The sequence below is a fragment of the Janthinobacterium sp. 1_2014MBL_MicDiv genome, assembly GCF_001865675.1.
Classification (GTDB): Bacteria; Pseudomonadota; Gammaproteobacteria; order Burkholderiales; family Burkholderiaceae_D; genus Janthinobacterium.
Genome location: NZ_CP011319.1, coordinates 6192924 through 6214638 on the forward strand (window position 1 = coordinate 6192924; position 21715 = coordinate 6214638).

The following is a 21715-nucleotide window of genomic DNA, read 5'->3' on the forward strand; positions in this document are numbered from 1 at the left end:
AGGCAATGCCGCGGTGTTTTCTCTACAGTAGGGGCATTGCAGAACAGCGCAATGCCGCACGTAGTGACAGCACCGATTTTTTCCCGCTATTTTGTCCAAACGAAATAGTTTTAAGCCAGCTTGCATAGCTGGCTTTTTTTTTCGCCATGCGGGCGCCATCGCCGGCGCCATGGCAACGGGCGCATGCGTCCCCAAAGTTGGCTACAATACGCTTTTATGCAGCCGCCGCGCGATGTATGCTGCGCCGCCTGTCCTTACCGGCACTGATTGGATTTCCCATGCAAACCACCCCTCCTACCGAAGTCACGATTCCTCCCAGCGAATCGCTGATCGAATACCCGAGCGATTTTCCCATCAAGATCATGGGCCCGACGCATGTCGACTTCGCGCCGACCATGCTGGAACTGGTGATCAGCCACGATCCGACCTTCCACGCGGGCCGCATGGAAGAGCGCCCATCGGGCAAGGGCAATTACACGGGCCTGACCGTGACCGTGCGCGCCATCAGCCGCGAACAGCTCGACGCCCTGTACACGGCGCTGTCGGGTCACCCGATGGTGAAGATCGTCATGTAAGCGTTGCCGCCGTCACGCTGGCCCGGCTCTTCGTGAGCAGCCAGACGGCGGCAAAGGCGCAGCTGGCGGCCGCCGTCACCCACAGCAGGGGCTTTTCGCTGCCGTCGGTGATGGCGGCCAGCAGCGCGCCGCAGGCGGCCGTGATCGCCATCTGCACGAAGAAGAACAGGCCCGAGGCGCTGCCCGCCTGGGCGCCATACGGCTGCAGCACGGCCAGCTGGCAGGCCGGGATGGCCATGCCCACCGACACCATCACCAGCAGCATCGGCGCCACCAGCGACGCCACGTGCTGCGGCGCCAGGCTGCCTGCCAGCAACAAGCTGGCCGCCCCCGCCACATTGATCAGCACGGCCACGCCCAGCATGTGCTCGGCGCCCAGGCGCGGTCCCAGCGCGCGGAACAGGCTCGACCCCGCGATATAGCCGCTCACCGTCAGCGCGAACACCAGCGCATACGCGCCGGGCGACAGCTGCATGCCCCTTTGCAAGAGCACGGACGATTCCGCGATGAACGGGAAGTACGTGCAATACACGCAGCCGATGGCCAGCGCATAGCGCAGGAAATAGGCATCGCCCAGCAGGCGCCGGTACAGCGCCAGGGTATTTGCCTGCGGTGCGGTGTCGACGGGCCTGGTTTCCGGCAAGTAGGCGGCGATCAGTCCCAGCGACAGCGCCCCGAGCAGGCACAGCACGCCAAACACGGCGCGCCAGCCGAATGCCGCGTCGAGCATGCTGCCGGCCAGCGGCGCCAGGATCGGCGACAGTCCCATCACCATCGAGATGCGTCCCAGCATGCGCGCCTGCGTGGCGGGGTCGAAGCGGTCGCGCACCATGACGCGGCCGATGATGGTGCCGCTGCAGCCGCCGAACGCCTGCAGCACGCGCGCGGCGATCAGCACGTGCACATCGGAAGTCACCGTGCAAACGATGCTGGCGAGCACATAAATGCCCGTGCCGGCCAGCAGCACGGGGCGGCGTCCGTAGCGGTCGGCCAGCGGTCCGCAGGCGAGCATCGAGGCGGCCGAGCCGGCCATGAACAGGCTCAGCGTCAGTTGCAACTGCGCATCGCTGGCGTGCAGCGCATCGGCCATGGCCGGCAACGACGGCAGGTAAATGTCGATGCTGATGCGCGACAGGCAGACCAGCAGCAGCACGATGCTGCCCCAGGCCCACAGCGGCAGGGATGTGTTTTTACTCATGTTTTCCAAACGCAAGATGGCATGGCGCGCCACGCTGGCGCACCGGAACGGTGAGAGTAGAATGGTTGTGGTGTAATGCGAAGTGCCAGTCATCACTTATTTCATTGGACCACTTGGACGACCATCATCATGCCGCGAGGAAAATCACCGCACGCCCTGGACTTGCCCCGCCCTACCAGCTGGCTCGACAAGGCTGGCGTCAACAAGCAGGATGGCGCGTATGAAGCGCTGCGCGCGGCCATCCTGACGAAGATGCTGCCGGCGGGCAGCCGCCTGCCTTCCAGCCGCACCCTGGCGGAACGGTGGGAGTTGTCGCGCGGCACCATCGAAACCGTGTTCGACCGCCTGCACGCGGAAGCGTACGTGACGCGCGTACCCGGTTCCGGCACGCGCGTGTGCGCCGTCGTGCCGGAACGCTTCCTGATGGCCGGCCTGGATGACGCCCTCCCCGCCACGCTGGCCGCGGCGCCGGCGCCCGCCTCGGACACGGGCGTGCGCGACGGCTTGCCCTTCGTGGCCCGGCGCGCCGACGCCAGCCTGTTTGCCATGGCCGCCTGGTCGAAGTGCGCGGCGCGGGCGCTGGCCGCCGCCACGCCGGAGCAGCTGTGCAGCGCCGATCCGGCCGGCCTGCCCCGGCTGCGCCAGCAGATCGCCGATTTCCTCGGCAAGTACCGCGGCATCCGCTGCGACCCGCAAGACATCGTCGTCACCACCGGCATCCGCCACGCGATCGACTTGCTGGCGCGCAGCATCGTGCGCGATGGCGACAAGGTGTGCCTGGAAGAACCGGGCTACCCGGCCGCGCGCGCCCTGTTCGCCCTCAGCGGCGCCGTGCCGGTGGACATTGCCGTCGACGCCGAGGGCATCGATTGCGCCGCCCTGCGCGCCCACACCGACGCCTGCCTCGCGTATGTGACGCCGGCGCACCAGTCGCCGCTGGGCGTGACCATGTCCGTCACGCGCCGCCTGGCCCTGCTGGAATGGGCGAACGACAGCGGCGCCTGGGTGGTGGAGGACGATTACGACAGCGAATTCAATTACCACAGCGCGCCGCTGGCGGCCCTGAAGGCGCTGGACCAGTACCAGCGCGTGATTTATTGTGGCAGTTTCAATAAGACCCTGTTTGCCGGCCTGCGCGTGGGCTTCATGGTGCTGCCGCCCGGCTTGCGCGCGCAGCTGCTGCGCACCTTGCAGTTGACGGGCCGGTCCGTCGGCGTGACGGAACAGCTGGCGCTGGCCGCCTGGATGGAGGAAGGCGCCTTCGTGCGCCATTTGCGCCAGGCCAGGCTGGCCTACAAGGAGCGGCGCGACCTGCTGCTGGCCGTCCTCGAGCAGACCGCGCCCGGACGCTACGCCATTTCCGGTCAGCAAGCGGGCTTCCATTGCGTGCTGTGGTTGCCAGCCGGCAGCGACGAGCGCGCATTTTGCGCGCGCGCCGCGCAGGAGGGGCTGGCGCTGCAGCCGCTCGGCGACTTTTGCCACAGCGCCAGGCTGGCGCCGGCCGTGCTGCTCGGCTATACGGCCCTCAGCGCCGCGCAGATACGCCATGCTGCCCAAAAGTTAGGCAGGCTGCTGCTGCCGGCCGCCGCGCCGGAATGAAACGGCGGCCTGGCTTATAATCACGGCTTCGCCGCAGCGTCCGCAGGGCGCCGGCAGCTGACCACAGAATCTGTCATGACCACCACCCGAACCGAAGCGGCGCTGATCCGCGAGCTGGGCCGCGTCGATTACGAGCCGACCTTTGCCGCCATGCGCGCCTTTACCGACGCGCGCACGACGGACACGCGCGACGAACTGTGGATCGTCGAGCATCCGCCCGTGTTCACGCTGGGCCTGGCGGCCGACCGCGGCCATTTGCTGGCCGGCGCAGCGATTGAAGAAAATTCGATCCCCGTGGTGCAGACGGACCGCGGCGGCGAAGTCACATTCCACGGCCCCGGCCAGGTGGTGATTTACCTGCTGATGGACTTGCGCCGCAACAAGCCGGGCGGCAAGCTGTATGCGCGCCAGTTCGTGCATAAAATCGAGCAAGCCATCATCAACGTGCTGGCGGCGTATAATCTCGCTGGCGAGCGCATCGATGGCGCGCCTGGCATTTATATTGCCGGCGGGCCAGACAAGGGTGCGAAGATCGCCGCGCTGGGATTGAAAGTGCGCGGCAATGGCTGCACCTACCATGGCGTGTCGCTCAACGTGGCGATGGACCTGGCGCCGTTTTCCTGGATTAACCCCTGCGGCTATTCCGGCCTGAAGACGGTGGACATGCGCAGCATGGGTGTGGTGGCGCCGCTGGCCGACGTGCAGCGGGCCCTGGCCCGGGAATTGACCGTATTACTCGATGTAACCGAGGTAAACAGCGCCGCAGGCGCGCCTCAGGCAGCGGATGCCTGAGCAAACAAACCAACATCGCCCGCAAGGGCTTGCAGCCATGACTTCTGAGACCATTTCCAGCACCGCCCCCGCCGCGACCGCCGCTCCCGCGTACAACCCGAGCGAAAAGCAAAAAGGCGCCAGCAAGACTTCGCGCATCCCGATCAAGATCATTCCGATCGAGCAAGTCGAGCGCCTGAAAAAGCCGGACTGGATCCGCGTCAAGGCCGCCTCGGCATCGACACGCTTCTATGAAATCAAGGACATCCTGCGCGAAAACAAGCTGGTGACCGTGTGCGAGGAAGCCAGCTGCCCGAACATCGGCGAATGCTTCGGCAAGGGCACGGCCACCTTCATGATCATGGGCGACAAGTGCACGCGCCGCTGCCCGTTCTGCGACGTCGGCCACGGCCGCCCGGACCCGCTGGACAAGGAAGAGCCGGCCAACCTGTCGAAAACCATCGCCAAGCTGCGTTTGAACTACGTCGTCATCACCTCCGTCGACCGCGATGACTTGCGCGACGGCGGCGCCGGCCATTTCGTCGAGTGCATCCAGCAAACGCGCGCCCTGTCGCCGAACACCCGCATCGAAGTGCTGGTGCCCGACTTCCGCGGCCGCCTGGAAAAAGCCCTGAACCTGTTCAAGGATGGCTTGCCGGACGTCATGAACCACAACCTGGAAACGGCGCCGCGCCTGTACAAGGAAGCGCGTCCCGGCTCCGACTACATGCATTCGCTGAAGCTGCTGAAGGATTTCAAGGCCATGTATCCGGACGTCAAGACCAAGTCCGGCATCATGGTGGGCCTGGGCGAGACGGACGAGGAAATCCTGCAAGTGATGCGCGACATGCGCGAGCACGACATCGACATGCTGACCATCGGCCAGTACCTGGCGCCATCGAACAGCCACCTGCCCGTGCGCCGCTACGTGCACCCGGACGTCTTCAAGATGTTCGAGGAAGAAGCGTACAAGATGGGCTTCACCCACGCCGCCGTCGGCGCCATGGTGCGCAGCTCGTACCACGCGGATGAACAGGCGCACAGCGCCGGCGTGGAATCGGCGCTGAATTTCTAAGCACCTTGCGCTGCATCAAAGCCGCCTGCTGGTGCTGGCGGCTTTTTTTTGCCTGTTCGAATCGTATGCGCCTCATCCGGCCCGGCGTTCTATACTGTCATGTTGAAAAAGCATGGTTGACGGATAAGCTATGAGGTGAGGCATGGACGTACGCATCGATGCATCGTGGAAGGCGCGGCTGGCAGCTGATTTCGCCGAACCTTACTGGGAACGCCTGGCCGCCTTCGTGAAGGCGGACTATGCGGCGGGGCAGTGTTTTCCCCCGGGTAAATACATCTTCCGCGCGTTCGACTTGACGCCATTTGAGCAAGTGAAAGTCGTGATCCTCGGCCAAGACCCGTACCACACGCCGGGCGCGGCCATGGGCCTGTGCTTTTCCATACCCGAAGGCACGCCGCCACAGCCCAGCCTGCAGAATATCTTCAAGGAGTTGCATGGCGACGTGGGCGTGGCGCGCACGCGCACGGATTTGTCCGACTGGGCGCAGCAAGGCGTGTTCCTGCTCAATAGCGTGCTGACGGTGCGCGCCGGCGTGGCCGGCTCGCATGCGGGCAAGGGCTGGGAAAAGCTGACCGACAGCGCCATTCGCCACCTGTCCGCCGAGCGCAGTCATCTCGTCTTCATCCTGTGGGGCGGCTATGCGCAAGCCAAGCGCAGCCTGATCGATCCCGGCAAGCACCTGGTGCTGGCCGCGCCCCACCCGTCTCCCTTGTCGGCCAGTAAAGGTTTCTTCGGCAGCAAGCCGTTCAGCCAGGCCAATGCGTATCTGCAGGCGCATGGCCAGGCGGCCATTGCCTGGGGATAATTTTTGGAACCGGACGGCAACCGACAGCGGCAGGCGTTGCTCCCTGCCGCTGTCTTCGCGCGTAACTCTTAGAAACTCGTCGACAGGCCGGCGTAGAGGCTGCGGCGGGCGCCATACTGGGGCGCCCCCACGCCGACGCCGGAACCGTCGCGCAGCAGGTACGATTTATCGAACAGGTTGATCAGGGCCAGCCGTCCTTCCACCTTGCCGAGCGGCGTGTTTTTCCACGTATGCGTGAGCGCCGCATTGACGGTAAAGTAGCTGGGCAAATGGCCGGAATTCGGCGCGCCGCCCTCCGGAGTCATGCGCAGGCCGCTACCGTAGAGGAAGTCAGCGCTCACTTGCGAATCGCCGAAGTGATAATGTCCGCCGCCCGACAGCGTGTATTTCTGGTCATGATCGAGGTAGACATAGTTCTTGCTGATGTAGTTCAATTCATCGGCGCCAAACAGGGCCTGGCCCGAATTGATGTTGCGTCCCTGCGCTTTTTGCGTGCTGGCGTTGAGGAACAGGCCCCAGTTTTTCTCGCTGTAGATGGCCGACAATTCCAGGCCCTTGGCGTAGCCGTCCGCATAGTTGAATGGCGTGAGGATCAGCGCCTGGCCGAACTGGCCTTCGTCGAGCAGGTTGTTGATCTTTTTATAGTACACATCGGCCGTCACGGTCAGTTGCGCATTCACCTGATGGCTGATGCCGACGTCGTAGTAATGCGTGCGCTCGGACTTGACGTTGTCGGACTGGCCGATTTCCGGCGCGTTCGTCGTGTTCGCGTACAGGTCGATGCTGCCCTGCGCGGCCAGTTCCTGCGGCGGCGGCGTGAAGTAGCGCGAATAGCCGGCGTGCAGGGCCGTGCCCGGCGCGAGCTGGTAGGCCAGGTTCACGCGCGGGCTCCATTGCTGCTCGCTCGTGTAGGCCGAGACCTTGTCGAAGCGCGCGCCGTAGTTCAGGGTCAGGGGCTTGCTGATATGCCATTCATCCTGCAGGTAAAAGCTGGCCAGCGTGCCCGTCTTGCCGCTGTTGTCCCGCACCGTGATGGGTGTGGTGGACGTTTGCGCGCCGTCCATGGCGGGGAAGACGGCCACCGTGTTGTCGCTCGTCGTCTTCTGGCGCGTGTAGGCCAGGCCCGCGCGCACGGTGTGGTCCGGGAGCAATTTGTAGCTGGCGTCGAACTGGGCGCCCGAGGCGCTGTTCGAGCGGCGCGAATCCGACGCCACGCCGTTGTAGATCAGGTCGCCAATGGCATCGGGCGTGAAGTGCAGTTCCGAATACTGGTGGAAGGCCGAGACCTGGTAATTGAGGTCGCCCAGGCTCTTTTGCAGCGACAGCACGAGGAAGCGGTTCACCTCGCGCTGGTTTTCATTCAGCTGCGACGACGGCAGGCTGGACGTGCCCGCCTGCGCATCGCTGTGGCCATCGAGCGAGAAGGCCGGTGCCTGGTTCGGATTGTTCGGGATCTGGAAGCGGCCGTTGTAGGTGCCGAACATGGCGCCCAGGCGCGTGTTGTCATCGAGGAAATACGACAGGCTGCCGAAGGACTTGTTCTGGCGCGTCTTGTCGTGCAGGGCGCTGCGCGTGTCTTGCGGGTTTTCCACGCCCAGGGCGTTACCCAGATAGCTGCCGGACAGGTAGTAATTGAACTTGCCGACGCTGCCGAAAAATTCGGCACTCGGTTCCACATGGTCGTGGCTGCCGACGAGGATGCCGATGCGCCCGCCCGGCGTCATGCCGCCCTCCTTCGTTTCGATATCGACGATGCCGGCCGTGCGCAGGCCGAACTGGGCCGGCAAGGCGCCCGTCATGAAATCCGTATGGTCGATCAAGCGCGTGTCGATGGACTGGCCGAAGCCGCTGATGCTTTCCGGCAATTGCACGCCATTGATGCGGTATTGCACGTTGGCATGGTCGTCGCGCACGTGCAGGGCGCCGGAACCCTTCGAATCCTGCGACACGCCTGGCAGGCGCAGCAGCACTTCATTGAACGGCGTGTTGTCGCCCTGGCCCAGCATGCCGACCATGTGGCTGTCGATGCTGTAGATGGTGGTGCCGACTTTCGGCGACAGCTCGATGCGCGCGCTTTTCAGGTGGGCGGACGTGACTTCGACCTTTTGCATCTCTGGCGGCGCGGCATCGGCGGCCGTATCGGCAGGAGTGGCATCGGCCGCATGGGCGGACACGGTAAACAGGCTGGCAAGGGCGAGCGACAGCGCGCTCAGACGGGGAGTGTGTTGCATGGTAAACCTCAAAGATAGTCAACGCCAGGCGGCCCGGCGCGCATCGAAGCGCGGCAAGGGACCGCCTGAAAAAAAGAAAAACAGCGTGGGAACTACAACGAGGCGGCAGGCGGGCCGCGCACTGGCGGCAGCAGGATGGCGGCGACGGGCGCCAGGGCGGCCGGCGCGGCGGCCAGCAAGCGGTACGGCAGTAATTGGGCGGGCGGCTCGGCGATGGCCGGCGGCACGGCGAAATCGGCCACCTTGTCGATGACCGTGGCGCACAGCGCGCACTCTTCCGCGTCGAGGCTGGTCTTGTGCAGGTGCGAGGCGGCCGTCGACAGCAGGAACACGAGGGCCAGCGCACTGAACAGTGCCACGCACAGCCGCCACGGCGTGCGCGCGAGGACGGCGGCGCCGTGATGAGCAAGCTTGCGGGTGGGCTGGCGGGAAGACATGGGCGCATAGTAGCAAGAAAATCGCCCCGCTGTCAGCGCCTGTTGCAATTCATTTGCGCTACGGGGGCAGGACAGGATGCCAGCTGATAATGATTTTCACTCCGGGCCTTTCATGCTATCGTTCCGCAGCCCAAAATTCCCAGAGTCCCCCCTTCATGTCCAAGCGCCCGATCAAATGGCTGTTAGCCAAGCTGCACCTGTATGCGGGCCTGTGGTTCGGCGCCCTGTTCGTCCTGCTGGGCTTGACGGGCTCGGCCATCGCCTGGATGCCGGAACTCGACGCCTGGCTGAATCCGACGTTGTTGCAGGCGAGCACACCCGCGCCTGGCCAGGCCTTCCAGGTGACGCCGCGCAGCGTGCAAACGGTGGTGGACCAGCTCACGGCCGACCCCGCCTACGGCAAGCCTACGCAACTCAATCCGCCGGCCGACGCGCGCGACGTGTATGTGGCGTCGTACCGCCAGCCAGCCAAGCCGTCCATGTTCAGCCAGGCCATCGTGCGCCAGGTGATGGTCGACCCCTACACCCTGCAAGTGAAGGGCGAGCGCGACTGGGGCCGCTTCGGCCTCACGCGTCCGCTGTTGATGTCAGGCATGTTTCATTTGCACCGCTATCTGCTGTCGGGCGACGCGGGCAAGACGGTCACGGGGATTTCCGGCGTGCTGCTGCTGATGATGGCCCTCAGCGGCATCTATCTGTGGTGGCCGCGCCTGCAGTGGAAGGCGATCAAGCGCGCCCTGACGGTGTCGCATGGCGGGTCCTGGCCCCGTTTCAATTATACGTTTCACAAGGCGGCCGGTTTCTTTGCCGCCCCCGTGCTGGCCGTGCTGGCCTTTTCCGGCATCTATTTCAATTTGCCGCAGCTGGTGGTGCCGCTGGTGGCGCTCGTGTCGACGGCGCCGGACACGGCCAAACTGAAAAATCTGCAGAACGATGGCGCCGTGCTCGATGCGGGCCAGGCCATGGCCGCTGCGCAGACGCTGTATCCGCAGGCGCGCGTGTCGCGCATCGTGTTGCCGGCCAAGCCAGACCAGCCGTATGACGTGCGCGTGCGCCAGCCTGGCGAAATCGCCGACGGCGACGGCGCCACGCGCATCACGCTGGACGCGCGCAGCGGCTTGCCCCTGCGCATCCGCGATCCCTTGCGGGCGCCGGCCGGCGACGTTTTCCTGGGCTGGCAATTCCCGCTGCATTCGGGCCAGGCGTTTGGCGCGGCCGGGCGCGCCTTCATCACCCTCTTCGGCCTGATGCCGCTGCTGTTCATGCTGACGGGAACCCTGGTGTGGTGGAAACGGCGGCGCGGCCGGAAATAGGCGGCCGCCAAACCGATGCGGGGAAAGTTGCTATCATCATAGTATTCTCCGGCAGATCCGCTGCCCGGATTCACCCGCACAAGGACCAGCATGAGCCATCCCGAGATCACCGTAGCACTGTTGAATGAACGCGGCACCGGCCGCCTGCCCGGCCACCTGGGCATCGTCATCACGGACGTGGGCGACGGCCAGCTGACGGCGGAACTGCCCGTGCTGCCGCATCTGCTGGCGCCGAACGGCTATCTGCACGCGGGCAGCGTGGTGACCCTGGCCGACACGGCTTCCGGCTATGGCTGCATCGCCAACCTGCCCGAAGGCGCGAGCAACTTCACCACCATCGAATTGAAGTCGAACCACCTGGGCACGGCCCGCGACGGCACCATCACGTGCACGGCCAAGGTAGAGCACAAGGGCCGCAACACGCAGGTGTGGGATGCCGTGGTGAAAAGCAAGGAAACAGGCAAGACCATCGCCCTGTTCCGCTGCACGCAGATGATTCTGTACCCTAAATAACCGCAAGAGCGACCTCCGGAGTCGTACCCTGCAGGATACGGCCCCAGCCCTCGCTTTTGCGCTGCTTAAATTTTCACCCAGTTACCCTTGTACAAGATTGGTCCCGTCGGTCCGTTCGGATCGGGCGAACCGCCTTTCGGCTCGAGGGTGACGGCCAGGAGGGCCACGTCGTCGCCGATGGCGCGCTGGGACAGGGCCAGTTTTATATTGCCCTTGTCGGCGAGTAAGCCGAGCGAACGGGGGTTGCCGCTCTTCGGCACGGCCCACAGTTCCAGGTCGCGGTCGGCAGGCACGGGCGCGTTGCCCACCATGCGCACGTCGAGCGCGCCGTGGCGGCTGTCGGCCGTCAGCAGCAGGGCCGTCTGCGCCTTCTCGTCCGTCAGGCTGGCCACATAGCTGATCTGCGGCGCGTCCAGCAGGCGCGTGGCCACGACGATCACCAGCAGCGCGGCGATGGCGCTCGAGGCCATGCCGAGGCTGCGCCAGAACGACAGCGAATCGCGCCACAGGGCCCAGCCGCCTTGCGGCGCCAGGTGCAGCCGCTGCTCGATCTGCTTCCAGACTCTGTTCGGCGGCGCCACGGGCGTGGCGAATTCCGCCATCGGTTCCAGGCGCTGGCGCCATTCGGCCGTGATATTGCGCAAGCCGGCATCGTTGTGCAGCCAGCCTTCGAAACGCCGCCGGGCGCCCCCTTTCAGCGTGCCCAGCACGTATTCGGATGCCAGTTTCTGGCGCAGCGCGTCATTGCCGCGGATATTCATGATGCCTCCCGTTTCGCCAGGCACGTGCGCAGCCGTTCCAGGCTGCGGCGTATCCACGTCTTCACGGTGCCGATCGGCAGCGACATCTGCTGCGCCACTTCGCTGTGCGACAGGTCGTGATAGAACGCCAGGGCGACCACCTGCCGGTGCAGCCCTTCCAGGGCCGACATGCAGAATGCCAGCGCCTTGGCGTCACCGCTCAGCTGCAGCGATTCGATGGGCGTGGCCTGGGGGTCTCGGAGTGCATTCATGACTTCGCTATCAAACTGTTCGGCATCGATTTCCACGGTATCGTCGCTGCGCCGCAGCACATCGAACGCCTTGTTGCGCACGATGGTGGCCATCCAGGTCATCGGCGCCGCCAGATGACTCTGGTAAGTGGCGGCGTTGTTCCAGATGGCGACGAACCCCTCTTGCAAGGCTTCTTCAGCGAGCTCTTGCTTATGCAATATACGCAGCGCGAAGCCAAACAGTTTCGATGAGGTGGAGTTATATAGTTGACGGAACGCCGTGGCGTCCTTGTTGCCGGCGGCAAGCAGCCAGGCTTTCAGTTGCTGCGGGTCGGGCGGTTGAGCGGCTAGGGACACGGCTGGCCTTCACAAGGTGAATGGGATCACGCAAGGGAAGGTTATAACAGATTGGCAACACCTGGCAACAGGGTTTTACAAGGTGTCTGAGGGGGATCAGCCGGCGATGGCCGTTTCCAGCAGCTTGTGCAGTTCGGCAAACTCGGGCTTGCCCACATAGCGCTTGAGGATCTTGCCTTGCTTGTCGAGCACGAAGGTTGTGGGCGTCAGCGCCACGTCGCCGTAGGCCTTGGCCGCCTCGCCCGTCACGTCGAGCGCCACCTTGAACGGCAACTGGCGCGTTTCGGCAAAGTTCAGCACGTAGTTGGCCGGGTCGTATTTCATGGCCACGGCCACGAATTCCAGTCCCTGCGCCTTGTACTTGTTGTAGGTGTCGACCATTTCCGGCATTTCCGCCACGCAGGTGGTGCACGAGGTGGCCCAGAAATTGACCATCACCACCTTGCCGCGCAGGCTGGCCGACGTGATTTTCTCGCCATGGATGCCGTGGAAGGTCACGTCCGGCGCGCTCTGCTTGTCGTTCAGCGACAGGTAGCCGGCCGCCGCCACGCCCGCCACGAAGACGGCGATGAGGGCTGGCTTCAGCCAGGATTTGCTTGCAGATGGCGAAGTTGACATGGTTTTCATTTCAAAAGCGCGGCGATGCGGCCACGATGCGACCATTATAGCCGTATCGCCGCGCTGGATCCGTAGGCCGGATGGGGGAGAACGCTTATTGCTGGACGGTATCGCTGACCGTGCTGGTGGTGCGCTGCTGCGGCGCTTCCGGCTGCAATTGCTTCAGTTCCGCTTCCGAGATGTAGTCGAACAGCTTGATCACTTTCTGCACGCCGCTCACGCCGCGCGCCACGTCGGAGGCGACCGTGCCTTCGCGCTGGGTGACGCGGCCCATCAGGAAGACGGTGCCGTTTTCCGTGACGACCTTGAACGAGGCGGCCGAGATGGTTTTCATGTCCACCAGGCTGGCCTTGACCTTGGCCGTGATCAGCGCATCGTTCGAGCGCGAGGTGTAGCTGGCCGGGCCGGCGATGATCAGCTCATTGGCCACCGATTCCACGCCTGCGATATTGCGCACTTCGCGCTCGACGGCATTTTTCATCGCTTCATCGCGCACTTCGCCCGTCAGCAGGACGCGGCGGTTGAAGCTGGTGACGTTCACGTGGCCCACGTCGCCGACGATGGAGGGGATGCGCGACTCGCCTTTCAGGGCGATCGACTTGTCTTCGGTCTGGGCGCCCAGGGTGCGGCGGTCGGCCGCGGCGACGCCGCCCATCACGGCGCCGCCGACCATCAGTTCGATGCAGCCGGTGAGCGAGGTGAGCATGGCGCCGCACAGCAAGGCGGTCGCCAACGGGCGTTGTACGCGTTTCCAGCCTGGGCCAGTACCGAATTTAGTCATTCACGTCTCCTCCGAACAAGGCGACATCGATGCCGTCGCAAATGCAGTGTATGGTTGTCAAATGTACTTCCTGGATACGCGCCGTGCGTTCGGCCGGCACGCAGATATGCACGTCGGCGTCCGTCAGCATCTTGCCGATGGCGCCGCCGTCCTTGCCCGTCAGCGCCACGACGCGCATTTCGCGCTCCAGCGCCGCTTCCACGGCCGCCATCACGTTGGCCGAATTGCCCGAGGTGGAGATGGCCAGCAGGATGTCGCCGGCCTGGCCGAAGGCTTGCACCTGCTTCGAGAAGATGTCGCGGTAGCTGTAGTCGTTGGCCACGGCCGTCAGGATCGACGTATCGGTCGTCAGCGCCAGCGCCGGCAGCGGAAAGCGTTCGCGCTCGAAGCGTCCCACCAGCTCGGCCGCGAAATGCTGGCAGTCGGCGGCGGAACCGCCGTTGCCGCAGGCGAGGATCTTGTTGCCGTTGGACAATGCATAAAACATCAGGTCGATCGCCTGCGCAATGGGTTGCGCCAGTACGGTGGCGGCCTGGATCTTGAGTTCGGCACTTTCGTGGAAGTGCGAGAGGATGCGTTGATTATTCATAGTCTGCCGATTATAGTGCAGGCGCGCGGCATGGCGGACAAGCACTGTTAAAAATGCTTACATATCGAGGATGTTCTTCAGCCAGGTGATGCGCCCGCCATCGATGGCCAGCGCATCGAAGCGGCATGGCGGCAGCGTTTCTTGCCCCTGCAGCCAGGTTTGCGCCGCGTACACCATGCGCCGCTGCTTGGCTGGCGTGATGCTGGCCAGGGCGCCGCCGAAGGCCCGGCTGGAGCGCAGCCGCACTTCGACGAAAACAATGGAGGGGCCATCGCGCATGATCAGGTCGAGTTCGCCGCCCCGGCACAGGTAGTTGCGTTCCAGCAGCACCAGGCCTTGCAACAACAGATATGCGAGCGCATCGTCTTCCGCCTGCCGCCCGTCCCGTCCCTGAGCGCGCTTGCGCTTGCCGGGGAAGGGCCAGGACGGCATGGCGCCTTGTTCCTATTGCGTCAACGGCAAGGCGGCCGGCACGGGCACTTCCTTCGGCGGCCAGGTGCCCAGCACGCCCTGCTGGTAGCTGGCTGCCTGTTCCGTGCGTTCGAACACGCTTTGGCCATGCTCGAAGCGCACGGCCAGGCGGCCCGTCACGCCATCGAGCGTAAACGGCGCGTTCGGCCGCAGCGCCACTTCGCGCGCCACGCGGAAGGCATCGATGCCCAGCGCATACAGGCGTTCCATGTCGGCCGTCAGGCGGCGTTCGGCCGGCTGCGGCGGCTGCGGATACACCATCACCTGCGGATGGTCGCGCTGCACCTGCCACGGCAAGTCCAGCAGGCGCGTACCGTCGAGCTCGGGGCCGCTGGCGCCGCGCCCCGTGCCCGGATTCAGCGAGGACGTGCCATACAGGGGCAGGTCGCTGCCGATGGCCACGCGCAGCTGGCGCGCCTGGTCGGCGTCGAGCGCGGCAAACAGCAGGCCCGGCGGCGTGGCGGCCAGGCGCGCGCGCAGCTGCACCATCTCGGCATCGCTGAGGTAGCCATTCACGGCCGACAGTTCCACCAATTCGACTTTACCGCCCTGGCGCAGCCATTCCTGCTTGAAGGCGGCGCTGGTGCGGCGCTGCGACGGCGAGCCGGCCGACAGGATCAGCGCGCTGGCGCCCGGCTGTTCGCTGGCGGCCCAGGCGGCGACCTGGCGCGCTTCGGCTTCGATCGACAGGCCCATGATGAGCATTTTTTCGGGCAGGCGCGCCTCGCCGCGGTTGTCGGGATGGTTCAGGGCGATGGTGGGCTTGCGCACCAGGTCGCTATTCGCCACGGCCGTGACGGCGGACCGCGACAAGGGCCCCACGACGATGTCCTGTTCCTCTTGCGCTTGCGCAAACTTGTCCAGGACGTCGCCGCTGCCGTCGCCCGTATCGATCACCGTCACTTCGAAGCCGCTGCGGTCGCGCTCGTACGCCGCCATGAAGCCGGCGCGCAGCAGTTCGGCGGCCGGACCCAGGGACGCCGAGCGCAGCGGCAGCAGCAGGCCGATGTGGCGCACATTGCCATCGGCTGGCGCCGGCGCCGTGGCGGCCGGCATGTCGAGCGGCGTGCCGGTGGCCGGCTTGCCCTTGACGGGCGCCAGCGGCGCGCCACTCTCGTCGTACGAGGTAATATTCGGCACGGCCACGGCAAATGTCACCGGTTCCGGCGCTGGCGGTTTCGGCGGCACGGGCGGCGGCAGCGGCTTCGGTGGCGGTAGTGGCCTTGTGTTAGATTCAATAGGCGCGCACAATTGCCCGGGCGCGTCGCAAGGCGTGCTGCAAGCGCTCAGCATGCCGGTCGCGGCACAAACAAGCAGTAACTTCACACTATTAGCAAGCATTTAACCTCCAAAATGACCGTACAAGAAATCAGTTCCATCGCCAGCCTGCCCATCATGACAGAGGCGGCGCACCAGGTCTATCCTAGCGCAACATTGTATATAGTGGCCACGCCGATCGGCAATGTGACCGATATCAGCTTGCGCGCGCTGCATTTGCTGAGCATTGCCGATGCCGTCGCCTGTGAAGATACGCGCAACACGGCGCACCTGCTGACGCGTTTTGGCCTGAACAAGCCCTTGATTGCGGCACATCAACATAACGAACGGGAAGTGGCGGAAACGCTGATTGCCCGCCTGCACGCCGGCGAACGCATCGCCCTCGTCTCGGACGCCGGCACGCCGGCTGTCTCCGACCCCGGCGCGCGCATCGTCGACGCCGTGCGCGCGGCCGGCCTGCGCGTGCTGCCCCTGCCCGGCCCGTCCGCGGCGATCACCGCCATTTCCGCCAGCGGCCTGTTGAATGACCAGTTTTACTTTGTCGGCTTCCTGCCGGCGAAAGCCAAGCAGCGTGAAAACATGCTGCACAGCCTGCGCGGCGTGACGGCGACGATGGTGTTTTATGAGGCGCCGCACCGCATCCTCGATTGCGCCACGGCCCTGGCGGCAGCGTTCGAGCCGACGCGCCAGGTGGTGTTCGCGCGCGAACTGACGAAAATGTTCGAGGAAATCCACCGCTGCCCGCTGTCCGAGGCGGAAAGCTGGATCCGTGCCGACGCGCACCGCGAAAAGGGCGAATTCGTCGTCCTGCTGGAAGGCGCCACCGAGGCGCAGGACGCGGAAGACGTGGAAGCGGAACGCATCCTGAACATCCTGCTGGCCGAATGCAGCGTCAAGCAGGCGGCGAATCTGACGGCGCAAATCACGGGCCGCAAGAAAAACGCCCTGTATGAGCGGGCGCTGCAGTTGAAGGGGCAGGAATAAGGGGATGGCAAGATACCCGGATGGGGTATGTTGTCAGGCTCACCACTTGCAGCCGCTATCCTTCTTGTCGAGCAACATCAGCACGGGCGCCAGCAAGCCCGCGCCCGCATAGTCTGTCCTGCAATCGCCGCGCTTGCCTTGCGCGATATCGCGCGCCAGCTGGGTTTCCGTGCGCAGCGGCTTGTCGGGGATCTGCCCCACGGCCGTGCCCACCTTGGACGGATCGCGTTCGCCGGCCATCTTGCGCGCCGTTTTCCTGGCCGCTTCCATGTCGAATTTCGGCGTCTCTTGCGTCAATGCATCGGGACTGGTCGCCGGCGCGGCCGGCGATGCCGGTACGACCGTGATGGCTTGCGGGCTGGCCGCTGGCGCCGTGGCCGCCACTGGCGTTTCCGTGGCAGTGGCGCGTTTCGGCTTGCTGACGGGCTGGGCTTCGCGTTTCGGCTTGACCTCGGCGACGGGTGGCGGGGGGGGCTTCGCCGCCAGCGGGCGTATCCACACGGCAATTGACTCGACCTTGGTGCCCGTTTCGGGCAAGACTGGCGGCTGGACGTGGCGCCACAGGTAAATCAGGGCGCCATGCAGCAGCAAGGACACGGCGATGCCCAGCGCGATACCGCGGCGATTCGAGACGGACCGGCCATCGCCGCCATCTGCGCGTATTCCTGTACTGAACTCCATTGCCGTCGTCGCCTTCATGTCTGATCGGGAAAACCTGCGTGTCGAGTGTCGCATACTTCAATCGTTTTGAAAAATACACGGCTTCCTGTGCCGCCCGTAAATAATTTACACAGAGTTTCACCTGACCCTTGACCGAAGTCGATACGGGCTGTATTATCTTGGTCTTCGGAGTGTGGCGCAGCCCGGTAGCGCACCTGGTTTGGGACCAGGGGGTCCAAGGTTCGAATCCTTGTACTCCGACCAAATTTGTAGAAAAAAACCCAAGAGTTTAGGCTCTTGGGTTTTTTTTCGTCTGTATGGTTCAGGCAGGACGGAATAAGCCGGCGTAGGTCGGGTTAGCGCCAGGCGCGTAACCCGATAACAGTGTTGGCCATGACCTCGGTGACGTCGGATTACGCGTGGCGTTGCCACGCTAATCCGACCTACGCTTAAACAGCGATGCGTTTTGCCGCGATGGCGTTGCCGGCGCGGCTGGAACCCTTGCGCCCCAGCTGCTGCGAGATGAACTGGCCCGCGTCCACCACCAGGTCGAGGTCGATGCCGGTGGCAATTCCCAGTCCCTGCATCATGTACAGCACGTCTTCGGTCGCCACATTGCCGGTGGCGCCCTTGGCGTAGGGGCAGCCGCCCAGGCCCGAGACGGACGAATGATAGATCGCGATGCCCGTTTCCAGGCTGGCGTAGATATTTGCCAGCGCCTGGCCGTAGGTGTCGTGGAAGTGGCCGGACAGGCCGCCGACATGGAAGGCCGCGATGGCGCGCGCCATCACCGCCTGCGTTTTGCGCGGCGTGGCCACGCCGATGGTGTCGGCGATGTCGATCTCGTCGCAACCGAGGTCGCGCATGCGAGCCACCACGTCGGCCACGGCGTCGAGCGGCACATCACCCTGGTAGGGGCAGCCGAAGGCGCAGCTGATGCTGCCGCGCAGGCGCAGACCGTGTTCCTTGGCCGCCTTCGCCACGCCTTCGAAGCGGGCGATCGATTCGGCGATCGAGCAGTTGATGTTCTTTTGCGAGAACGCCTCGGACGCCGAACCGAAGATCACCACTTCATCGGCCTTCGCCGCCAGGGCTGCATCGAAACCCTGCATGTTCGGCGTCAGCGCCGAATAAATGGTGCCTGGGCGGCGCGCGATCTTTTCCATCACTTCCGCGCTGGTGGCCATCTGCGGCACCCATTTCGGCGAGACGAAGGACGCCGCCTCGATATTGGCGAAGCCCGCCTGCGTCAGGCGGTCGACCAGCTCGATCTTGACGGCGGCGCTGATGGTTTCCTTCTCGTTCTGCAGGCCGTCGCGCGGGCCCACTTCGACGATCTTGACCTGTTTCGGCAAACTAGCTTGAGCGTTCATTTCAATATCCTTGCAAACGGTTGACGATGCCGGCGACCATGTCCCCGGCTTGCAGGCGGCGCATCTTGGCGGCGATCTGCGCCACGCTTTCGCGGCGCAGGGTGGCGGCCGAAATATGCGGCGTGATGGTGATGCGCGGTTCTTGCCAGAACGGGTGCTGCTGCGGCAGCGGCTCGTTGCGGAAGACGTCGAGGGTGGCGCCGGCGATGTGGCCGGAGCGGATCAGGGTCAGCAGATCCGGCTCGGCCACATGCGCGCCGCGCGCCACGTTGATGACATAGGCGCCCGGCAGCAGCATGGACAGGCGCGCGCGATCGAGCAGGTTGTGCGTCTCCGGCGTGAGCGGCAGCATGCAGACCAGCATGCGCGTGCCGCGCAGGAAGGCTTCGAGTCCTTCCTCGCCGGCGAAGCACGCGACGCCGTCGAGGTCCTTCCGGCTGCGGCTCCAGCCGCGCAGCGGGAATTCGAACTGCGCCAGCGTCTCGAGCACGCGCGTGCCCAGCACGCCCATGCCCAGCACGCCGATGGGGAAGTCCGCCTTGTCGAATGCGGGCAGCGGTTGCCAGATGCCGGCGCGCGCCTGCGCCTCGTAATCGTCGAAACGGCGGAAGTGGCGCAGCACGGCGTGACTCACATATTCGGCCATCTGCACACCCATGCCCGCGTCGTCGAGGCGCACCAGCGGCACGTGGCCGGGCAGCGCCTCGCCAAATTTCAGGAGGGCGTCGACGCCCGCGCCCGTGTTGAAGATGGCCTTGACCCCGCTCAATGCCGGCAGCATGGCGGCGGGCGGCTGCCACACGACGGCATAGTCGCATGGCGCGATCGTGTCGCCCTCGCGCCAGAAGACGATCTCGGCCTCGGGCAGCACGTCACGGAAGTCGGCGATCCACGCCGCTTCCTTGCCGTCCGAACGTTGTAGAAGAATGCGCATGGACGTTTCCAAGAGCGCTCCTTATGCGGCCGCCTTGAAGGCCAGCAGCGGCGCGCCATCGGCCACCTGGTCGCCGACCGCGTACAGCACGTCTTCCACCAGGCCGTCGTGCGGCGCGGCGATCGTGTGCTCCATCTTCATCGCTTCCATGATGACCAAGGGCTCGCCCTTCCTGACGTCCTGGCCCTTGTTTACCAGCACGGCGACGACCTTGCCCGGCATCGGCGCCGTCAGGCGGCCGCCTTCCGCTTCCGTTTCGCCCGCATGCGCCATCGGATCGCTGTAGTGCAAGGTGTAGTGCAAGCCGTGGGTAAACACGTGGAATTGCTCGCCGTCGCGGCGCACGGTGCCGTGCACGGCGCGCTCGCCGAGCTTGATGTGCAGTTCCCCGCCGGTGCGCGCCGTCAGGGTCAGGGGCTGGCCGTTGAACAGCCAGCCATCCGTCCGGTAGGCGATGCGCGCGGCGTAGGCCTGGCTGTCGCCGGCCTGGGTAAATTCGTCGGCAAACGCCAGGCTGCGTCCCAAGGTGCCGTTCAGGCGCCAGCCGAGGGCATTGCCCCACGGGTCGGCGCGGTGCTCCGACTGCGCTTCGGCGGCCGCTTTTTCTTCCAGCAGCAGGGCGACGGACGCCAGCGCCAGGGCCGTGTCGGGTGCCGCCTGAAGGGCGGGGAACAGGGCGTCGTGATTGCGCTCGATCAAACCCGTATCGAGGTCCGCGCTGGAGAATGCCTGGCCTTCGACCAGGCGCTTCAAAAAGGCGATATTGCTGGCCAGTCCCACGATCTGGTATTCGGACAGCGCTTGCGCCATGCGCGCCAGCGCCTCGCGGCGGTCCGCGCCCCAGACGATCAGCTTGGCGATCATCGGGTCGTAGAACGGCGAAATGGCGTCGCCTTCGCGCACGCCCGAATCGATGCGCACGGCGGCTGGCACGGATGTGCCACCCAGCTCGAACGTCACGGCCGATGGCGACTGCATGTGGCGCAGGGTGCCGATCGACGGCAAGAAGCCCTTTTCCGGGTTTTCCGCATAGATGCGCGCCTCGATGGCGTGGCCGTGGATGGTCAGTTCGTCCTGTTTTTTCGGCAGCGGCTCGCCAAAGGCGACGCGCAGCTGCCATTCCACCAGGTCGGTGCCGGTGATCATTTCCGTCACCGGATGCTCGACCTGCAGGCGCGTGTTCATCTCCATGAAGTAGAACGAGCCGTCCTGGTTGGCGATGAATTCCACCGTGCCCGCGCCCACATAGCCGACGGCCTTGGCGGCGGCGACGGCCGCCTCGCCCATGGCGGCGCGGCGTTCGGCAGGCATGCCCGGCGCCGGCGCCTCTTCCAGCACCTTTTGATGGCGGCGCTGTACCGAGCAATCGCGCTCGAACAGGTAGATGCAGTTGCCGAGCGTGTCGGCAAACACCTGGATTTCGATGTGCCGCGGGCGCGACAGGTATTTCTCGGCCAGCACCTTGTCGTCGCCGAAGGAGCTGATCGCCTCGCGCTTGCACGAGGCCAGCGCGGCCTTGAAATCATCAGAGTGCTCGATGACGCGCATGCCCTTGCCGCCGCCGCCGGCCGAGGCCTTCAGCAGGACGGGGTAGCCGATCTTGTCGGCTTGCGTGTGCAGGAAGTCCGCATCCTGTTCCTCGCCGTGGTAGCCGGGCACCAGGGGGACCTGGGCTTTTTCCATCAGCGACTTGGCGGCGGACTTGGAACCCATGGCGCGCATGGCGGACGCCGGCGGGCCGATGAAGACCAGGCCTGCAGCGTGGCAGGCGTCGGCGAAGTCCGCGTTCTCGGAGAGGAAACCATAGCCGGGGTGGATCGCCTGCGCACCGGTGGCCAGCGCCACGGCGATGATCTTGTCGCCGCACAGATAGCTTTCCTTGGCCGGCGCGGGGCCGATCAGCACCGCTTCGTCGCAGACGGCGACGTGCTTGGCGTTGGCGTCCGCCTCCGAATACACGGCGACGGTCTGGATGCCCATGCGGCGCGCGGTGGCGGCGACACGGCAGGCGATTTCGCCGCGGTTGGCGATCAGGATTTTAGTGAACATGGTCTCTCTCTATTCTCTCAAAGGTGCAGCGGTCTCTTGATGGACCTGGTCTGTTGGCTTGTCGGCTTACGCGCTGCGCGCTAAGCCGACCTACGGATGGTGAGGCGGTATTC

Annotated in this window: 22 protein-coding genes and 1 tRNA gene; 9 read left to right on the forward strand and 14 right to left on the reverse strand. The window is 65.0% G+C overall.

Going from position 1 to position 21715, the window contains the following annotated elements; all coding sequences use genetic code 11:
• Positions 1 to 278: 278 nt before the first annotated feature.
• Positions 279 to 575, forward strand: coding sequence for a DUF493 family protein (locus YQ44_RS26900; protein ID WP_034752493.1), 297 nt, complete (start codon positions 279 to 281; stop codon positions 573 to 575).
• Here YQ44_RS26900 and YQ44_RS26905 read toward each other — a convergent pair.
• On the reverse strand, positions 568 to 1773 hold the full coding sequence (locus YQ44_RS26905; RefSeq protein ID WP_071325986.1) for a multidrug effflux MFS transporter: 1206 nt from the start codon (positions 1771 to 1773) through the stop codon (positions 568 to 570). The two genes, YQ44_RS26900 and YQ44_RS26905, sit on opposite strands and share 8 nt — an antisense overlap.
• A gap of 129 nt (positions 1774 to 1902) precedes the next feature.
• Here YQ44_RS26905 and pdxR point away from each other — a divergent pair, with 129 nt between their 5' ends.
• The 4 genes from pdxR to ung all read left to right on the forward strand — a co-directional run bounded on the left by pdxR (position 1903) and on the right by ung (position 6023).
• Positions 1903 to 3372, forward strand: coding sequence for a MocR-like pyridoxine biosynthesis transcription factor PdxR (pdxR, locus tag YQ44_RS26910; RefSeq protein WP_071325987.1), 1470 nt, complete (start codon positions 1903 to 1905; stop codon positions 3370 to 3372).
• Positions 3373 to 3447: 75 nt separating this feature from the next.
• Positions 3448 to 4164 carry a lipoyl(octanoyl) transferase LipB gene (lipB, locus tag YQ44_RS26915; protein ID WP_071325988.1) on the forward strand — a complete coding sequence of 239 codons (717 nt, stop codon included), beginning with the start codon at positions 3448 to 3450 and terminating at the stop codon, positions 4162 to 4164.
• 37 nt (positions 4165 to 4201) lie between these two features.
• Positions 4202 to 5218: a lipoyl synthase gene (lipA, locus tag YQ44_RS26920; RefSeq protein ID WP_034782748.1), complete on the forward strand. Its 1017-nt coding sequence runs from the start codon at positions 4202 to 4204 to the stop codon at positions 5216 to 5218.
• Positions 5219 to 5360: 142 nt separating this feature from the next.
• On the forward strand, positions 5361 to 6023 hold the full coding sequence (gene ung / locus YQ44_RS26925; RefSeq protein WP_071325989.1) for a uracil-DNA glycosylase: 663 nt from the start codon (positions 5361 to 5363) through the stop codon (positions 6021 to 6023).
• 68 nt (positions 6024 to 6091) lie between these two features.
• Here the strand turns inward: ung and YQ44_RS26930 are convergent, their stop codons facing one another.
• Both YQ44_RS26930 and YQ44_RS26935 read right to left on the reverse strand, forming a co-directional pair.
• A complete protein-coding gene (locus YQ44_RS26930) occupies positions 6092 to 8254 on the reverse strand; it encodes a TonB-dependent receptor (protein WP_071325990.1) in 2163 nt (720 codons plus the stop codon).
• A gap of 92 nt (positions 8255 to 8346) precedes the next feature.
• The gene (locus YQ44_RS26935; RefSeq protein ID WP_071325991.1) at positions 8347 to 8691 is read right to left on the reverse strand and encodes a hypothetical protein; all 345 of its coding nucleotides are present in this window, start codon (positions 8689 to 8691) and stop codon (positions 8347 to 8349) included.
• Between the two features lie 155 nt (positions 8692 to 8846).
• On the opposite strand from YQ44_RS26935, the gene YQ44_RS26940 reads away from it, so the two are divergent.
• The gene (locus tag YQ44_RS26940; RefSeq protein WP_071325992.1) at positions 8847 to 10004 is read left to right on the forward strand and encodes a PepSY-associated TM helix domain-containing protein; all 1158 of its coding nucleotides are present in this window, start codon (positions 8847 to 8849) and stop codon (positions 10002 to 10004) included.
• Between the two features lie 90 nt (positions 10005 to 10094).
• Complete coding sequence (locus tag YQ44_RS26945; protein WP_071325993.1) at positions 10095 to 10517, forward strand: PaaI family thioesterase; 423 nt, start codon at positions 10095 to 10097, stop codon at positions 10515 to 10517.
• Between the two features lie 65 nt (positions 10518 to 10582).
• Here YQ44_RS26945 and YQ44_RS26950 read toward each other — a convergent pair whose 3' ends face one another.
• From YQ44_RS26950 to YQ44_RS26980, 7 genes are all read right to left on the reverse strand, one after another.
• Positions 10583 to 11278 carry an anti-sigma factor gene (locus YQ44_RS26950; RefSeq protein WP_071325994.1) on the reverse strand — a complete coding sequence of 232 codons (696 nt, stop codon included), beginning with the start codon at positions 11276 to 11278 and terminating at the stop codon, positions 10583 to 10585.
• The gene (locus tag YQ44_RS26955) at positions 11275 to 11865 is read right to left on the reverse strand and encodes a sigma-70 family RNA polymerase sigma factor (protein ID WP_071325995.1); all 591 of its coding nucleotides are present in this window, start codon (positions 11863 to 11865) and stop codon (positions 11275 to 11277) included. Before YQ44_RS26955 ends, YQ44_RS26950 begins: the two co-directional genes overlap by 4 nt.
• 96 nt (positions 11866 to 11961) lie before the next feature.
• Entirely contained in the window at positions 11962 to 12483 is a 522-nt protein-coding gene (locus YQ44_RS26960) for a peroxiredoxin family protein (protein WP_071325996.1), read from the reverse strand.
• A gap of 94 nt (positions 12484 to 12577) precedes the next feature.
• Positions 12578 to 13264, reverse strand: coding sequence for a BON domain-containing protein (locus YQ44_RS26965; RefSeq protein WP_071325997.1), 687 nt, complete (start codon positions 13262 to 13264; stop codon positions 12578 to 12580).
• A complete protein-coding gene (locus YQ44_RS26970) occupies positions 13257 to 13853 on the reverse strand; it encodes a phosphoheptose isomerase (RefSeq protein ID WP_071325998.1) in 597 nt (198 codons plus the stop codon). Before YQ44_RS26970 ends, YQ44_RS26965 begins: the two co-directional genes overlap by 8 nt.
• 57 nt (positions 13854 to 13910) lie before the next feature.
• Positions 13911 to 14285 carry a YraN family protein gene (locus tag YQ44_RS26975; protein ID WP_071325999.1) on the reverse strand — a complete coding sequence of 125 codons (375 nt, stop codon included), beginning with the start codon at positions 14283 to 14285 and terminating at the stop codon, positions 13911 to 13913.
• Positions 14286 to 14297: 12 nt separating this feature from the next.
• On the reverse strand, positions 14298 to 15512 hold the full coding sequence (locus YQ44_RS26980) for a penicillin-binding protein activator (RefSeq protein ID WP_083412061.1): 1215 nt from the start codon (positions 15510 to 15512) through the stop codon (positions 14298 to 14300).
• Between the two features lie 165 nt (positions 15513 to 15677).
• On the opposite strand from YQ44_RS26980, the gene rsmI reads away from it, so the two are divergent.
• Complete coding sequence (rsmI, locus tag YQ44_RS26985; RefSeq protein ID WP_071326001.1) at positions 15678 to 16586, forward strand: 16S rRNA (cytidine(1402)-2'-O)-methyltransferase; 909 nt, start codon at positions 15678 to 15680, stop codon at positions 16584 to 16586.
• A gap of 39 nt (positions 16587 to 16625) precedes the next feature.
• Here the strand turns inward: rsmI and YQ44_RS26990 are convergent, their stop codons facing one another.
• Positions 16626 to 17267, reverse strand: coding sequence for a hypothetical protein (locus tag YQ44_RS26990; protein WP_156894984.1), 642 nt, complete (start codon positions 17265 to 17267; stop codon positions 16626 to 16628).
• Positions 17268 to 17433: 166 nt separating this feature from the next.
• On the opposite strand from YQ44_RS26990, the gene YQ44_RS26995 reads away from it, so the two are divergent.
• A tRNA-Pro gene (locus YQ44_RS26995) sits at positions 17434 to 17510 on the forward strand.
• Between the two features lie 185 nt (positions 17511 to 17695).
• On the opposite strand, the gene YQ44_RS27000 is transcribed toward YQ44_RS26995, so the two are convergent.
• Genes YQ44_RS27000 through YQ44_RS27010 form a run of 3 tightly spaced genes read right to left on the reverse strand, consistent with a single transcriptional unit; the run spans position 17696 to position 21602 of the window.
• Positions 17696 to 18619: a hydroxymethylglutaryl-CoA lyase gene (locus tag YQ44_RS27000; RefSeq protein WP_071326003.1), complete on the reverse strand. Its 924-nt coding sequence runs from the start codon at positions 18617 to 18619 to the stop codon at positions 17696 to 17698.
• A gap of 1 nt (position 18620) precedes the next feature.
• Complete coding sequence (locus YQ44_RS27005; protein WP_071326004.1) at positions 18621 to 19553, reverse strand: 2-hydroxyacid dehydrogenase; 933 nt, start codon at positions 19551 to 19553, stop codon at positions 18621 to 18623.
• Positions 19554 to 19574: 21 nt separating this feature from the next.
• Entirely contained in the window at positions 19575 to 21602 is a 2028-nt protein-coding gene (locus tag YQ44_RS27010; RefSeq protein WP_071326005.1) for an acetyl/propionyl/methylcrotonyl-CoA carboxylase subunit alpha, read from the reverse strand.
• Between the last annotated feature and the right edge of the window lie 113 nt (positions 21603 to 21715).

Excerpts from the sequence above, each read along its gene's own strand:
- YQ44_RS26900 (WP_034752493.1), top strand. The coding sequence starts at position 279 with ATGCAAACCACCCCTCCTACCGAAGTCACGATTCCTCCCAGCGAATCG.
- YQ44_RS26905 (WP_071325986.1), bottom strand. The coding sequence starts at position 1,773 with ATGAGTAAAAACACATCCCTGCCGCTGTGGGCCTGGGGCAGCATCGTG.
- pdxR (WP_071325987.1), top strand. The coding sequence starts at position 1,903 with ATGCCGCGAGGAAAATCACCGCACGCCCTGGACTTGCCCCGCCCTACC.
- lipB (WP_071325988.1), top strand. The coding sequence starts at position 3,448 with ATGACCACCACCCGAACCGAAGCGGCGCTGATCCGCGAGCTGGGCCGC.
- lipA (WP_034782748.1), top strand. The coding sequence starts at position 4,202 with ATGACTTCTGAGACCATTTCCAGCACCGCCCCCGCCGCGACCGCCGCT.
- ung (WP_071325989.1), top strand. The coding sequence starts at position 5,361 with ATGGACGTACGCATCGATGCATCGTGGAAGGCGCGGCTGGCAGCTGAT.
- YQ44_RS26930 (WP_071325990.1), bottom strand. The coding sequence starts at position 8,254 with ATGCAACACACTCCCCGTCTGAGCGCGCTGTCGCTCGCCCTTGCCAGC.
- YQ44_RS26935 (WP_071325991.1), bottom strand. The coding sequence starts at position 8,691 with ATGTCTTCCCGCCAGCCCACCCGCAAGCTTGCTCATCACGGCGCCGCC.
- YQ44_RS26940 (WP_071325992.1), top strand. The coding sequence starts at position 8,847 with ATGTCCAAGCGCCCGATCAAATGGCTGTTAGCCAAGCTGCACCTGTAT.
- YQ44_RS26945 (WP_071325993.1), top strand. The coding sequence starts at position 10,095 with ATGAGCCATCCCGAGATCACCGTAGCACTGTTGAATGAACGCGGCACC.
- YQ44_RS26950 (WP_071325994.1), bottom strand. The coding sequence starts at position 11,278 with ATGAATATCCGCGGCAATGACGCGCTGCGCCAGAAACTGGCATCCGAA.
- YQ44_RS26960 (WP_071325996.1), bottom strand. The coding sequence starts at position 12,483 with ATGTCAACTTCGCCATCTGCAAGCAAATCCTGGCTGAAGCCAGCCCTC.
- YQ44_RS26965 (WP_071325997.1), bottom strand. The coding sequence starts at position 13,264 with ATGACTAAATTCGGTACTGGCCCAGGCTGGAAACGCGTACAACGCCCG.
- YQ44_RS26970 (WP_071325998.1), bottom strand. The coding sequence starts at position 13,853 with ATGAATAATCAACGCATCCTCTCGCACTTCCACGAAAGTGCCGAACTC.
- YQ44_RS26975 (WP_071325999.1), bottom strand. The coding sequence starts at position 14,285 with ATGCCGTCCTGGCCCTTCCCCGGCAAGCGCAAGCGCGCTCAGGGACGG.
- rsmI (WP_071326001.1), top strand. The coding sequence starts at position 15,678 with ATGACCGTACAAGAAATCAGTTCCATCGCCAGCCTGCCCATCATGACA.
- YQ44_RS26990 (WP_156894984.1), bottom strand. The coding sequence starts at position 17,267 with ATGGAGTTCAGTACAGGAATACGCGCAGATGGCGGCGATGGCCGGTCC.
- YQ44_RS27000 (WP_071326003.1), bottom strand. The coding sequence starts at position 18,619 with ATGAACGCTCAAGCTAGTTTGCCGAAACAGGTCAAGATCGTCGAAGTG.
- YQ44_RS27005 (WP_071326004.1), bottom strand. The coding sequence starts at position 19,553 with ATGCGCATTCTTCTACAACGTTCGGACGGCAAGGAAGCGGCGTGGATC.
- YQ44_RS27010 (WP_071326005.1), bottom strand. The coding sequence starts at position 21,602 with ATGTTCACTAAAATCCTGATCGCCAACCGCGGCGAAATCGCCTGCCGT.